Origin of the sequence: Flavobacterium sp. W22_SRS_FP1, from assembly GCF_052113685.1 — a bacterium.
In the GTDB taxonomy this organism is placed as follows: Bacteria; Bacteroidota; Bacteroidia; order Flavobacteriales; family Flavobacteriaceae; genus Flavobacterium.
Genome location: NZ_JBGQOE010000008.1, coordinates 58,901 through 73,546, shown reverse-complemented (window position 1 = coordinate 73,546; position 14,646 = coordinate 58,901). Strand labels below are relative to the sequence as shown.

Here is a 14,646-nt window from a genome sequence, read left to right as displayed (position 1 = left end):
TATCAATAATGAAAGCAACTATAATTACCATTGGTGATGAAATTCTAATAGGGCAGATAGTAGATACTAATTCTGCTTTTATAGCCAAATCCTTGGATAGGATTGGAATCGAAATTAGTGAAATGATTTCTATAAGTGACGACAAAAAACATATTATTGATACTTTTGAAAAACTTCAAAACGAGGTAGATTTAGTGATTGTCACGGGTGGCTTGGGTCCTACAAAAGATGATGTTACTAAAAAGACATTCTGTGATTATTTTGAGGATGAATTGGTTGTTGATCAAAAAGTTTTGGCTCATGTAACGGAAATAATAGAAGGTTTCTATAAACGTCCCATTACACAGATTAATAAGGATCAAGCTCTTGTTCCTTCTAAATGTACGGTGCTCCACAATCAGGTGGGTACAGCACCTGGAATGTGGATGAAAAAAGAAAACACGGTTTTTATTTCGTTACCAGGAGTGCCGTATGAAATGAAATATTTGGTCGAAAACGAAATTATTCCTAAGGTCGTAAAAGAATACAAACGCCCCTATATTATCCATAAAACCATTCTTACTTATGGACAAGGCGAAAGCCTGGTTTCAGAGCGAATTGAAGATTGGGAAAATAGTCTTCCCAATTTTTTAAAACTGGCATATTTGCCGAGTCCTGGAAAAGTTCGTTTGCGCATTTCTGCTAGGGGTACAAACAAGGAATTATTGGAAATAGCATTAAAAGACTATGTGATTTCTTTAGATGCTATTATCAACGATATTATTGTTGGTTATGAAGAAGAAGAAACGATTGAGTTTTTAGTGGGTGAAATGTTTAAAAAGGAGCATAAAACCTTATCTACTGCCGAAAGTTGTACGGGAGGTAAAATAGCGGCAAGTCTAACCTCTTTTGCAGGCGCTTCAGATTATTTTAAAGGCAGCGTCGTGTCCTATGCCACAGATGCTAAAAAGGATGTTTTAGGAATCTCAGAGAGCTTGCTTAAGGAGTTTTCTGTAGTAAGTGCTGAGGTGGCTTCAGCCATGGCTTTGGGTGTTCAGGCTCTTATGAAAACGGATTATGCAATTGCGACGACCGGAAATGCAGGACCGTCAAAAGGGGATCAAAATGCCGAAATCGGAACTGTTTTTATTGCAATTGCTACTCCGAGTGAAGTGATTGTTAAAGAATATAATTTTGGCCAACCACGTGAAAAAGTGATAGATAGAACAGTGATTAAAAGTTTAGAGATGTTAAAGGAAGAATTTTTTAAAAAAGTGCTGTAAATTTGTTGGTTTATAGGTTTATTTTTCTTTTCTTTGCACCCTGATTTTGAATAACGATAAAAGATAAGCATAATGTCAAGAGTTTGTGACCTTACAGGTAAAAGAGCGATGGTAGGAAATAACGTTTCTCACGCTATGAATAAAACTAAGAGAAAGTTTTCTGTGAACTTAGTGAAAAAGCGTTTTTATCTTCCAGAAGAAGATAGATGGATTACTCTTAGAGTAGCTGCATCTACGGTAAAAACAATTAACAAAAATGGAATTGCTGCGGTTTTGAAAAAAGCACAGTCACAAGGATTTATAAAATAATCTTTTTCCAAAATAAAAAAATAGCAAGATGGCAAAGAAAGGTAATAGAATCCAGGTAATTTTAGAATGTACTGAACACAAAACATCAGGTGTTGCGGGAACTTCAAGATACATAACAACGAAGAACAAAAAGAATACTCCAGACAGATTAGAGATTAAAAAATTTAATCCAGTCTTGAAGCGTGTAACTCTTCATAAAGAAATTAAATAATAATTAGTCATGGCAAAGAAAACAGTAGCAACCTTACAAACATCTTCTAAGAGATTATCAAAAGCCATCAAAATGGTGAAATCTCCAAAAACTGGTGCATATACATTCGTAGAATCTATTATGGCTCCTGAAGCAGTTGAAGAATTCTTGAAAAAGAAATAATCAATTAAAGCATTATATAGAAGAGCTACTTTCATTCGGAAGTAGCTTTTTATTTTATATCTTTACCCGTAGAACTAAGTGTTAGTTCATTGTGTCCAATGCTTTATTCTTAATACGGTTAATACAATGAGTTTTTTTAAAAGAATATTTTCGTCAGAAAAAAAAGAGACATTAGACAAAGGTCTTGAAAAATCAAAAAGTACTTTCTTTTCGAAGCTAAGCAAAGTAGTAGCTGGAAAGTCTAAAGTTGATGATGATGTCTTGGATAATTTAGAGGAAATACTTGTTTCCTCGGACGTAGGCGTTGATACGACCTTAAAAATAATTACCCGAATAGAAAACCGTGTCGCTTCTGATAAATATCTTGGTATTGAAGAGCTCAATAAAATTCTACAAGAAGAAATAGCAGCCTTACTTTCTGAAACAAATACAGGCGAAGCTACTGAATTTATTATTCCAAGCCAAACCAAGCCTTATGTTGTAATGGTTGTAGGGGTAAATGGTGTAGGTAAAACAACAACTATCGGTAAGCTAGCATATCAATTCAAAAAACAGGGCTATAATGTAGTTCTAGGTGCAGGAGATACGTTTCGTGCTGCCGCAATTGATCAATTACAAATTTGGGCAGATAGAGTGGGAGTTCCTATTGTAAGACAAAATATGGGAAGTGATCCTGCTTCAGTAGCTTTTGACACCTTGCAATCTGCAGTTGCGCAAGATGCTGATATTGTAATTATAGATACCGCAGGACGCTTACACAACAAAGTTAATCTGATGAACGAATTGACAAAAGTGAAACGTGTTATGCAAAAAGTCGTAGCTGATGCTCCTCATGACGTCTTATTGGTTCTTGATGGTTCAACTGGGCAAAATGCTTTTGAGCAAGCCAAACAGTTCACTGCCGCAACTGAGGTAACTTCACTCGCCGTAACCAAATTAGACGGAACCGCAAAAGGTGGTGTTGTCATTGGAATTTCGGATCAATTTAAAATACCAGTAAAGTATATTGGTGTTGGAGAAGGAATCGAGGACTTGCAGGTCTTTAATAAATTTGAGTTTGTAGATAGCTTTTTCAAATAAAAACACACAATGAATTTTTCTTCAATTAAAAATTTAAAGACTATTTACCTTTACTTAATAAGTGTGTTTTGCTTTGTTATAGCAAACCTTATTAGAGACATAAACATCGTTGCCTATTATGTTTTATTAGTGGTAGGATTAGGTTTTTTTGTTTTAGGCCTTATTAAAAAAACAAAACAGCAATAGTTTTTATTGGTATAACGGATTAATTTTTTGCCATAAGGCATCATAAAAATTAGATTGTGCCAAATTGGAATGGTCTACGAAATTATACATTCTAATGACAGCCAAGTTCTTACGGAGTATTACGTATGTCTTTTGTTCATTTTTGTTTAAAGCCACAATCGTATCTGCAGCTGCAAAAGGTATGGGATTTCCAGAGAACTGTAATTATGATTGTGGTAAATGGTAAATATTTTGGTCATTTATCAACTAAAGGTAACTTTAACCTAAATTTATAATTTACGCTTCGTTTGTACTAGCCTCAAAATAGTTTTTAGTTAAGATTGTATTACTTTTCCATTTTCATTCATTGTCCATTAAAATTGCAAGCAGGCTTTGGTACTTGTTGTCATTTGAAACTTCTTATTGATTTTGTTTTCCATTTTGAACACTCATAAGTGAGGGAAAGTAGGTGTTCTCTGCGGGTGATGTAAAAGGAGGATTTTCTGAAGACTCTGAGATAGTATTTACATATAAAATAAGGATAAGTAAATTATAGATTGTTTTCGACACCATCGCATTACTTGTTTTTAGTAAGATAAAAAATGTGTAAAATTGTTTAATGACTTTTGCTTTTTTTCTTAGTTTGCCTTTTTTTAAGGTTAACTTTGTACTGATAAAAAAATCGATTAGTTCCTAAATTTTATAGACCTGATGGAAGATGAATATCCCGACTTAGAAAAACAAGACTCTTTTACCTTAGCCTTATTATCTGGGATATACCATACAGCAGGAAATAGTGCCTAAATAAAATAATTATATGAAAAATACCTTTAAAATTTTGTTGCTCTCTTTGTTTTTTATTGGCTGTCAACAAAAAGTTGAACCTAACGATATTACTAAGATAAATGGCTATTGGGAAATTGAAAAAGTTGTTTTCGACTCGGGTAAGGATAAAGATTATAAAATGAATGAGAGTTATGATTACTTTGAAATAGGGAAGGAAAACAAGGGAATTAGAAAGAAAGTGATGCCACAATTAGACGGTAGTTTTTTAACGAATGACGCCTACGAAAATGTAACAGTGCGATTTGAAGAAGAGAAGGTATTCTTGGATTATTCTACTCTTTACGCCAAATGGACCGAAGAGGTGATCGCATTATCGGATAAGAAGTTAGTGGTAAAGAACACAGAGAAAAATGAATATCATTATAAAAAAGCAGGACCAATAAATTTGACAGGAGATGGCGAAAAGATTAAATAATCAGAGTACGGTAGGGGATGTTCTCAAAAAAATCATCCAGGTTAATAAATTGCAACCAGGAATGGATCAGATAGACGTAAAAGACGCTTGGAAAAATCTTATGGGGAACGGTGTTAACAGCTATACGCAAAATGTGGTTTTGAAAGGAAGTACTTTGTATGTAGAGTTAACTTCGTCTGTACTGCGAGAGGAATTGAATCATGGAAAATCTAAAATTGTGACAATGATTAACGAAGAATTGCGTCGAGATGTGGTGACTAATGTTGTATTAAGGTAATTATCTGAGTTTTTTAATTTACAACTAATATGAACTTTTAAATAAAAATCCCGTCTCGATTTATAATCAGGACGGGATTTTTTATTTTGGAAGGTTTTTGCCAGCAATCTGAGCTTGAATACTAAAAACCGAACACTGAGTACTAAAACTGCTCTCTTCCTGCAAAATGAAAAGAACCTTCGATAGCTGCGTTTTCATCGCTATCAGAACCGTGAACTGCATTTTCTCCAATAGAAGTAGCATATGCTTTACGTATAGTTCCATCAGCTGCGTCAGCTGGATTAGTAGCGCCAATTAAAGTTCTGAAGTCTTCAACAGCGTTATCTTTTTCTAAAATAGCACTAACGATTGGTCCTCTTGACATAAATTCAACTAATTCTCCGTAAAAAGGTCTTGCAGCGTGTACAGCATAGAATGCTTGAGCGTCAGCAACAGTAAGTTGAGTTAATTTTAAAGAAACGATTTTAAAACCTGCATTTGTAATCATTGCAAGAATGTTTCCGATGTGTCCATTAGCGACAGCATCAGGTTTAATCATTGTAAATGTTGTATTAGTAGCCATTTTGTTATATTTTTTTAATTTGTCTGCAAAAATAGTCTTTTTTGCTTAGTTATGTTACGATTTTTATATTATCGTGCAGAAACTGAAATTATACGGTAATGACATCAAAATTTTGCTCTAAAGGTTTCAATTTTTCGATTATAACGGGAATTAAATTTTCGCCATTTTCTAAATAAAATTCAGAGAAATTAACTTGTCGTTCCTGCAAACTTTTGTTAGGAAACAATTCGTTTTGCAAGGCTGTTGCACGTTCCAATGTGTCACTATACTTCCTTTTTTGTGCTTTAAGCAAGCGCTTCTCCAAATTCTCCAGTCCTTTGGTTTGTTTTACTTCTTGGGCCTTGACCGCTCCGACAAAGGACTTGTCAGTTTGTCTTGCTAATTCAAACAGGGTTTCAAATTGTTTTCGCAATTGTTCTTTTTGGGCTGTTAAATCAATGGGGAATTGAGAGGCTTTTTTTGTTAAATTGTTTATTAAAACGTTTTGTTTTGCAAACAAATCACTCCATGTCAATTCTAGTTTATCTGCTTTTTTCACTTGTTTTTCTGTAGCCAAAAGCACTGAATTTCGTACTAAAAGTATCGGAAAAGTAACTTGTACTGCATCGAAAAAAGATTTTAGTTCCAACCAATATGCAATTTCTCCTCCTCCTCCAATGTAGCATAAATTAGGTAAAATCACTTCTTGGAATAACGGACGCATAATCACGTTAGGGCTAAACATTTCTGGATTATTGTCTAGTAATCTTAGGATTTCTTCTTCGGTAAACTCGATCTTGCTGTTGTTTACTTTGTATATCCCATTTTCAAGAACAATGCGTTCGCGTAACTGGTCTTCGATATAAAACAAGTTGATTTCGCGGGGATTTACTTGAATATTATAGTCTTTTAATTTTTCGGTGGTTTCAAGCACCGTTTTATTAGATGTTTGGTTCAGTAATTCTTCTTTTGCATAAGGAATAAAACTGCGTTTCAAATCCTGATTGTCAGCGTCAAGTATTACCAGTCCTTGGGCCCCGAAAAGCGCATTGGCTAAATGGCGTGTGGCATCGGCTAAATTGTCGTGTTCTAGATATGCTTCAGAAAATAATTTTTGCAAAGTATTGACATTGGTACTCGAACCCAATTCTTGTGCGTAAATTTCAAACAAATCCGATAGGCCTTCAGTTGATAATCGCCCCACGGGTCCCGTGCTTTCCCTGTTCCATCTGAATTTTTTTCCTTTGAAATTAAAATAATTGATTTCCGCAAAATCATGGTCTTCTGTCGCCATCCAATAGATGGGAACAAAATTGTAGGCAGGATACTTTGCCTTCAGTTCCTTGGTGAGGTTTATGGTAGAGATTATTTTGTACAGAAAATACAACGGGCCACTAAACAAATTCAATTGATGTCCGGTAGTAACGGTAAATGTATTGGATGCTTTTAAGACTGTAATGTTTTGCTGTGTCAAATGAGAGGTCGCAATGTCTGAGTATTGTTTTTGCAATACTGAAACCAGCGTAGCTCTGGTGGCATCATTATAATTGGCTTGCTTTTCAAGGATTTGTCCTTCAAAATTTTCAAGTGTTGGGAATCTATTATATAAGGATCGTAAGTTTGTTTTTTCGGCTAAGTAATCATTCATCAATGGAGAGAAATATCCTGAATTTTTATAGCTGATACAGTCTGTTGGCATAAGTAAGAATTTCTAAATTTAATGCTAAGGTAATAAAACACAAAGTTAGGCTTTTTAGGTTTATGAAAGCTTTGTGAATTTTTGAATTAAGTATTAAAACTGAAGTTTTTAAGGAGTCTTAGAATTAAAAAAGGCTACCCTTTTGAGGTAGCCTTTTAGGGTCGTTAACTATACTTTATTGAAAAGCGTAAGTTGTTATTCTGAAATTACTTGATGCACTGGTAAAAGTGTATATCGTATTAGGTGGTCCGCCAAACCTAAAGTTTTCTCTTTTAACATATAGTCCTGTCGGATTAAGTAATTCAGCATCAATTTTTTTCAGTATTGCTGGTTCAGTACCTGAATTCCATCCATCATCTGTAAGAATCATTGTTTTATTAGCGGGGTCTTCTGAGGTAATTATGAAATGAAATTCAGTTGCTTTGCCACCGGCGAAAAGATATTGTATATAGCTTCCAAACGGAGTATTGAATTGGAATTGAACTCTACTTATAGTTACACCAGATGGAAGAGTAGCATTTATTTCTTCTAATAAATTTCTAGTTACTAACGAATTAGTAGGTGCAGTACTTAAATAGGATGCAATATAACCAAAAGCTGTTGATGGGTTTCCAGCTAATAATATCTTGTAATCATTCGTTAATACAAGAGGTTTTGTCGTGTATTTGATCGAGGCAGTTACTCCAGCAGTTCCAGTTGCATTGAAGTTACCAGTCGCAGCATCATAAGTAAATACGGATAGACCCTGTGTACCCACTTTTACTGCGGGGCTTACGATAATACCTGTAGGGGAATATGCAATACCCATATTGCTTGTCACAGAGGAGCCAGTTTCTATTGAATTAGCAGTGGCATATCTAGATGGTGCGCTAAAAGAAAAATCAAATTGATTTACTTTAGAACCGTCATTGGTTTCTAACAGGCGAAATAATGGTCTCGCAGGTTCGCCAATTACATTAGGAATCATAGCTCTGTTTTTGGCTAAGTCAGTCCAATCTGTTGCAGTTGCTTTTATAAAGCGCAGTTCTTCAAAACTTCTATTTGTTTTAAAAATAATTTCACCGTTTTCTTGGCCATAATATAAAAACTGAAAATCGCCTTTATATCCTTTTCCCCTTAGTGCTGCTGTGGGGGAATTATTTGAATCAGATAATAAGTGAATTCTGTTTTTTGTTGTAAAAACAAGACTCACCGTACTCCCTAAGTCGATACTGTACTCACTAGTATTAACTGAAGTATCATTATCATAATCAGAGGCCATATCTACAGATCCGTTTTTAAATTTAAATACATGTGTGAAGCCTCCTAGTTGCGTGGTGTCGGTAAAGTAGATAGCTTTCCATCCAAATTCAGATGATTCTAATACATCGTTTAGTTCTTTTTGTTGCGCATTTAATCGCTCTGTAGGAGTCGCATTAAATGGGGATTCTAAGGTTTCCTTATTGTCGCAAGAAACCAATTGCATTGCTAAAACGGCAATGAATAGGTAGTTAATTATAGTTTTTAGTTTCATACTATTAATTTATAGGGTTATAAATAGATTTTTTAAAAGAGCACTTTTTATATTAGGCTCTTTATACATACTAATTTCCGTTTATTACAGCTGTTGTGTTTTTCTCTGCTTCATCTCTCAATTTGTAGAAATCAATACCAAAAGCATCCTTAAAATATTTTACAACGACGGCCTCTTTAAGTTTAATATTTGCCACTGCTGTTTGGTTTGTTATACTGGCTAGGATTGCTGCATATTCAGCCTTCGAGTTCACAAGCATCGTTGCTGACATTTCTGCAAAATCTTCATTAATATTAGATCTTGCATAATCTGTAATAAAACCTTCCTCTCTTGCTACAGAAGTAGGTGTAGCGTACCAGTTTGATGTATAGCCTGTTGGAGTAATTTTAGCAAGTGTTTTTTCGTCGAACGGTTTAGTTTGGTTCAGTATGTGAATGTACTCATGTTGAATTGTTTGCACAAAGCGTTTTACATTAGCACGATCTTTTTTATTTACATTATCGGTTTCAAATAAGGTAATTCTTTGTCCTGCTTCGGCTAGACCAAGTGTTATGGTTCCAGTTGTATTTAAATTTCTCCCACCTACAAGTACAAATTCTCTTGGGGCAATTGTTTTCACAAAATCAGGGCCAGCAATTGCTTTGTAACTATCTAACCATATTTTTTGCACAATTTCTAAGGCCGGTTGAACTTTTGATTGCAATGGAGGATATAAAAAGCGGTTGTTATCTACCGTATTTTGATTCCATTTGTATTGTATGTTGATGTTGTATGGATTTAAATAATTAGTATCAATCCAATTGTCTAATTCCGTTTTAGAAGGAGTTGATACATCAAGAATACTATCTGTAAGTGGTTCATCACCTGAACAAGCTCCAAGCAATAAAACTGAGGAGAGCACAACTATTTTTTTATAAAAATTTAATTTTTTCATTTTTTTTAGATATTAACGTGGGTTTTTCTCTACTCCAGTATTAGTTACATGTAACGGCAGTTGAATTGCTTTACGTAAATCGTCTTTAGTTAAAACATTGTCAGGTTGGTTGTAAACTTTATGAGTTACTTTTAAAGCAAAACGTTTGATGTCAAACCATCTTAAAGCTTCGTGGATGAATTCTCTTCTTCTCATTTCTGCAATAGCTTTGATGTATGAAGATTGAACAGCTGTCAAACTGTAAAATGGCGTGTATTCATTATCAATAACGGGGTATTTAGCTACTACTTTAGCTTGTGTTACTTTATCAAACGCTACATCATAGCCTTCAATCCTAATAGATAAAAAATAATCCATTTCTTCGCTTGCAAGGGATAATTGATTCGTCATTATATGAGCTTCTATTCTATTTAAGAATAATTCGTCATTAGATAGTAATACAATTGCATCATAAGGTTCACCGATGCCCGCATTAGCATTAGTGTATTTAAAATACTCAACAAATTTTGGCACAAAAACAGTTATTTGACCATTATAAGATAAAGGACGGTATAAGTAGTTTTGGTTAGTTAAATTGGTGTTCGAGCCAAAAAGTTGATCTACATCAGCACCTGTTAATTGAAACCTGTTTAAATAAAAAGTTCTTGAATAAATTGAAGAAGTGGAAGCAATCAATAGATTAGTGTTTTCACTTTCTTGAGAATATTTTCTGGTACCTGTTTCAAAGTCTATATCTAAATACGATTGGTAATCTCTTAATTCACCAATAGGTGTATTTCCTAATTCATTAGAGACCTCTATTACCTTATCCCATTCGCCTGTTATGGCGTAGAAACGGCTGGCGAAAGCATTTGCTGCTCCCCTGTTAAAATGGAATTTAGGTTGCTCGTAATCACTGGTCACTAATGGTAATCCTTGCTCGATGTCTGCTTTGATATATTTATAAACTTCTTCAACTGAGTTACGATTGTATTTTTTCAGCAATACAGTTTCTGGCTCTAAGACATAAGGAATACCAAGATCTGTTGAGGCAGTAGCTGGATTGTATCTTTGAGAAAAAAGAGATACCAACATAAAGTGTGAATAGGCTCTTGCTAATAGGGCCTCTCCTTTTTGTGGATTCAAACTTGCTGGATTGCCTAGTTTTTCAATAGCATCAAGCGCTTGATTAGCGTGTGCAATTGCAGCATAGCAAGCATCCCAATAATCTGAAGGGGTATCTCTATTGATATCGTCCTGCATTTCCCAATTGTAATTTTGACTATTTTTTATAGTCGTAAGTGTCAAATCTCCACTATCAAAAACATTATCAGTCATTGTTTCAGCAAATTCCATATAGTTTCCTTGTGGATAAGCATTAACTAATATTTCTGATATTTTTTCTGGTGTGTCTAATTGAGTTCTGTTGTCTGGAATTTCCGAAAGGAAATCATCACAGCTGCTACTAAGCGTTAAAATTGCTAATAGCGATAGGGTTAATTTTATTTTTCTCATGTTTTTTTATTAAAAGGATACGTTAATAGAGAATGTATATTGACTCGTAATTGGTTGGGAAACTCCACCAGTTCTGTAAAATTCAGGATCTTGTCCGTTTAACTTTTTATCAGAATAAATCAATAGCGGATTAGCTGTTGAAGCTTTCATTGAAAAAACGTTAAGACCTAATTTTTTCTTTAAATCTTTCGGGAATTCGTAACGTAAGGATACATTTTTCAATCTCACAAAAGTTCCGTCAGCAACACGTTCGTCTGAATAATTATAGGCATTATAAGCCCTTGTTAAATCCTTAGAATCAGCTGCATAATTTGCAATTAATCTTTGATCAGCTATTACAGGAATGTTTGTAAGGGCCTCATCGCCAGGATTAATCCATCTGTTTGTAAATTCTTTTGTAAAAACAGTCAAATCGTCATATCTATCAGAATAGATTGGATTTAATCGTACTTTGTTTCCTCCAGCGGCCACTATAAACACATTTAAAGACCAGTTGTCATAAGTAAATGTGTTCGAAAAACCAGCAGATTTATTAGGTTCAATAGAACCTTCGTATTTCAGGTATTGAGTTACATTTTCTGAATCTTGAAAATTTGCACCAGCAATATTATCCTCTTCTCCATCTGCCATAATAAAAGTGGGTAATCCTTGGTTGTTTAATCCAGTAAATTGATAGGAATACAGACCATTTCTGGGATGTCCAAGAGTATTTCCTCCGGTACCATCAACTAGACCTAGAACAGAAGGGTTGTTTTGTAGCTTGGTAATTTTTTGATTAAAAACAGAAAAATTAAAAGAAGTAGACCACTTAAGTCGAGAATTATTTAAATTTTGAGTTGTAAGAGCTATTTCAATTCCTTTGGTTTCCATATCAGCATTGTTCCCTTGTTTGACTTTTTGACCGCCAATTCCTGAAGTTGTGACAAAGTCAACTAAGTCAAAGGCTTTACGACTATAAACATCAGTTGTGAATTGAATTCTGTTATCTAATAAACCTAAATCTAAACCGATATTAGTTTCAAATTGTTTTTCCCAAGTTAAGTCTGCATTTTGGAGTTCATCAATATTGAGTCCTGTTTCCCTATCGCCTAGGTTAAGACGATCTGTAATAAAGCTTCTATAGATAGCTAATGAGTTGGTTGCTGGGCCAGCAGTTGCAGTTAAACCATAAGAACCTCTTAAGCTCAAGTTATTTATGGTATTGTTGTTTTTCATGAAGTCTTCCTCTTTAATATTCCATTTACTACTGAAAGTATACGTTGGCAACCATCTTGAAGAAGCGCTATTTCCTTGTCTATTTGATCCATCATAACGACCTGTGATCGAACCGGTGTAACGTCTATCATAGGTATATCCTACTTTGCCAAAGAAACCAACTGTTCTTTCTCTTTCCTCATTGAATGAATAATAAGATTCTCCTCCGTTGATTAATTTTTCTAAGATTCTTGGATCAGTAAAAGCAGTTAAGCCTCTATCATACTGTAAACCGTACGCAGTAAAATTATTACTGTTTCTGTCAACGGATCTTAATTCTTGTCCAAATAATGCTTCTAGTTCATGTTTTTCGCCAAATACATTTTTATAGTTGAAACTATTTCTAATATTGAAAGAAGTCAAGTCATTAGAAAATTTTCTAAGTATTCCACCATTGGGTAAAACAGAAACTTTTGGAGCAGTTAAGTCATCTGGATTTTGATACAAAAATATGTTTGCATCTCTTACAATTGTTGTTTCTTGAGCGTTATAAGCTCCAATAATGTTTGAGTTTTCAAGAATGTTATGTTCTCTTGTAGTATTGGCATAACGAGCATTCGCAGTAAAGTTATACGTCAATTTCGAATTTATTTTGTAAGCTAAATCCGCTTGAAAACGAATATCTTTAACTTTAATATCCATATAATTGTTTTGCAATTCTTCAACTATATTTATTGGAGCCCAGTTATTTCTATAATATTCATAATTACCATTATCATCATAAGGTCTTAAAGTTCTATTTGTATTTAAAACATAATTAAATGGATTAATATCAAAGTCTCTCGTAGTACTTCCACTCACACCATCCCGAAGACTATCGTAAGAACCTGGAGCTGATTGATCTCTAACCGAAGCCTGAGTAGACAGCGTTAAGCTAAATTTATCATTTATAAAAAAAGTGTTTTTAATATTTGTGGTCAATTGATCAACACTATCAGCTAGTGTCCAACCCGGATCATGATAAAAACCAAGAGAGGCAAAATAAGCATTGTTCTTTCCCCCGCCAGAAAAGCTTAAGGAATGATTTTGTGTAATGGACGGTCTGAATAATGTTTTAAACCAATTTGTATTGGTCAATTCATATTTTCTTAAAAATGCATTTCTACTAGGCTCATCATTTCTAACACCGTATGTTCCGCTAGTTTGATCGTAAGTATTAATGGCATTTGCAAGAATGTTATAAACTCCCCCATAGCGACCCTGAGAAGTGTCAGGAAGGCCAAGGAATCCTTTCGATTCGATTTCCTTAAGAATGCCCATCGTTTCCTGAGAATTCAAAATGTCATACTGGCTATAATTGGGTACTGTTCTTGCTGTTTGTTCAAGTGAGTAATTAACACTCAAAGGAGCTTCACGTCTACCTTGTTTAGTAGTTACTACAACAACACCATTCAAAGATCTTGAACCATAAATAGAAGTTGCCGAAGCATCTTTTAATATTTCGATACTTAAAACATCATTGGGGTTTAGTCCCGCTATGGATGAACTCAATAAAGTTTCTGAATTTCCAGATGCTAAATCAGCAAAAGAAAGATTTACGATGTCTTCTTGAACAATACCATCAATTACCCATAGAGGTTTAGTATCACCAAAAATAGATGATGACCCACGTACAGTAATTTTTGGTGCAGTACCAAAGGTTCCTGTTACGTTTTGGACTGTTACTCCTGCAGCCTTTCCTTCAATCATTCTACTAATATCCACAACTCCTTCTACAAGTAAATCTTTTTCAGAAATTTTACTGATAGCTCCTGTAAATGTTCTTTTAGATGTTTTTTCATATCCCGTAGTAATGACTACTTCATTTAATTTTTGGCCAAACTCGCTTAGTATAATGGTCATCGGAGTAGATTTTATAGCTACTTCTTGGGTTTCCATCCCTATATAAGTAATAACAAGTATGGTACTATTTGCAGGCACTTCGATACTGAAATTACCGTCAATATCTGTCATTACAGCTACTTTTGTTCCCTTTACCAATACGGTAGCGCCAGGTAATGAGTTTCCCTTTTCATCAAGAACGCGCCCTTTAACTTGAGTGGCTAATGCATTAGTAGTTAACAATAATGGTGCAGAGGTGTTGCTCGTTGAACCATTAGTTTGAGTCGTATTATTCTGCAATATGATCTGATTACTTACTTCAGAATAAGTAATGTTCAGCGGCTGTAAAATATTACTAAGTATAGATGATAATAATTCATCATTAGCCTTGTAATTTATTTTTAGATTCAGCTGACTTATTCTTGAATTGTATGAAAATTTTACATTAGCGGTTTTTTCAAGTTTAGCCAAAGCATTGTATAAGCTTAAGTTTTCAATATTAAGGGTAACTTTAGTATCTAATTTTTTCTGGCCTTTAACGCTATTTGCCATGGTTACAGTGGAAAATACAACGGCCAAAAGCAATTGAAATAATGTTATTTTCATGATTCGGAAGAGTAATCGTTGTTTAACAACAGGTTTTTTCATAATTTTGGTTTGTTT

At 34.3% G+C, this 14,646-nt stretch carries 13 protein-coding genes; 7 read left to right on the top strand and 6 right to left on the bottom strand.

From position 1 onward, the window contains the following. The first annotated feature begins 8 nt into the window (after positions 1–8). From ACEN2H_RS06615 to ACEN2H_RS06585, 7 genes are all read left to right on the top strand, one after another. Complete coding sequence (locus ACEN2H_RS06615; protein WP_441731534.1) at positions 9–1,262, top strand: CinA family nicotinamide mononucleotide deamidase-related protein; 1,254 nt, start codon at positions 9–11, stop codon at positions 1,260–1,262. Positions 1,263–1,334: 72 nt separating this feature from the next. Continuing rightward, positions 1,335–1,571 (top strand): 50S ribosomal protein L28, encoded by a 237-nt coding sequence (gene rpmB / locus ACEN2H_RS06610; protein ID WP_291250705.1) that lies wholly within the window; start codon positions 1,335–1,337, stop codon positions 1,569–1,571. A gap of 28 nt (positions 1,572–1,599) precedes the next feature. Beyond that, positions 1,600–1,782, top strand: a complete 183-nt coding sequence (gene rpmG, locus ACEN2H_RS06605) for a 50S ribosomal protein L33 (RefSeq protein ID WP_007138097.1) — start codon at positions 1,600–1,602, stop codon at positions 1,780–1,782. 9 nt (positions 1,783–1,791) lie between these two features. After that, a complete protein-coding gene (locus ACEN2H_RS06600; RefSeq protein ID WP_007138098.1) occupies positions 1,792–1,944 on the top strand; it encodes a DUF4295 domain-containing protein in 153 nt (50 codons plus the stop codon). Between the two features lie 126 nt (positions 1,945–2,070). Continuing rightward, on the top strand, positions 2,071–3,024 hold the full coding sequence (gene ftsY, locus ACEN2H_RS06595; RefSeq protein ID WP_441731533.1) for a signal recognition particle-docking protein FtsY: 954 nt from the start codon (positions 2,071–2,073) through the stop codon (positions 3,022–3,024). Between the two features lie 982 nt (positions 3,025–4,006). Then, complete coding sequence (locus tag ACEN2H_RS06590) at positions 4,007–4,450, top strand: hypothetical protein (RefSeq protein ID WP_441731532.1); 444 nt, start codon at positions 4,007–4,009, stop codon at positions 4,448–4,450. After that, positions 4,431–4,727: a DUF721 domain-containing protein gene (locus ACEN2H_RS06585; RefSeq protein WP_441731531.1), complete on the top strand. Its 297-nt coding sequence runs from the start codon at positions 4,431–4,433 to the stop codon at positions 4,725–4,727. The genes ACEN2H_RS06590 and ACEN2H_RS06585 overlap by 20 nt, the downstream gene beginning before the upstream one ends. Before the next feature lie 142 nt (positions 4,728–4,869). On the opposite strand, the gene ACEN2H_RS06580 is transcribed toward ACEN2H_RS06585, so the two are convergent. The 6 genes from ACEN2H_RS06580 to ACEN2H_RS06555 all read right to left on the bottom strand — a co-directional run bounded on the left by ACEN2H_RS06580 (position 4,870) and on the right by ACEN2H_RS06555 (position 14,631). Further along, entirely contained in the window at positions 4,870–5,289 is a 420-nt protein-coding gene (locus ACEN2H_RS06580) for a nucleoside-diphosphate kinase (RefSeq protein WP_441731530.1), read from the bottom strand. A gap of 88 nt (positions 5,290–5,377) precedes the next feature. Beyond that, the gene (gene bshC / locus ACEN2H_RS06575; protein ID WP_441731529.1) at positions 5,378–6,967 is read right to left on the bottom strand and encodes a bacillithiol biosynthesis cysteine-adding enzyme BshC; all 1,590 of its coding nucleotides are present in this window, start codon (positions 6,965–6,967) and stop codon (positions 5,378–5,380) included. 175 nt (positions 6,968–7,142) lie between these two features. Next, the gene (locus ACEN2H_RS06570; protein WP_441731528.1) at positions 7,143–8,480 is read right to left on the bottom strand and encodes a DUF4302 domain-containing protein; all 1,338 of its coding nucleotides are present in this window, start codon (positions 8,478–8,480) and stop codon (positions 7,143–7,145) included. A gap of 70 nt (positions 8,481–8,550) precedes the next feature. After that, a complete protein-coding gene (locus ACEN2H_RS06565; protein WP_441731527.1) occupies positions 8,551–9,414 on the bottom strand; it encodes a zinc-binding metallopeptidase in 864 nt (287 codons plus the stop codon). Between the two features lie 12 nt (positions 9,415–9,426). Continuing rightward, positions 9,427–10,908: a RagB/SusD family nutrient uptake outer membrane protein gene (locus ACEN2H_RS06560; RefSeq protein WP_441731526.1), complete on the bottom strand. Its 1,482-nt coding sequence runs from the start codon at positions 10,906–10,908 to the stop codon at positions 9,427–9,429. Positions 10,909–10,917: 9 nt separating this feature from the next. Beyond that, positions 10,918–14,631 carry a SusC/RagA family TonB-linked outer membrane protein gene (locus ACEN2H_RS06555; protein ID WP_441731525.1) on the bottom strand — a complete coding sequence of 1,238 codons (3,714 nt, stop codon included), beginning with the start codon at positions 14,629–14,631 and terminating at the stop codon, positions 10,918–10,920. Positions 14,632–14,646: the final 15 nt, after the last annotated feature.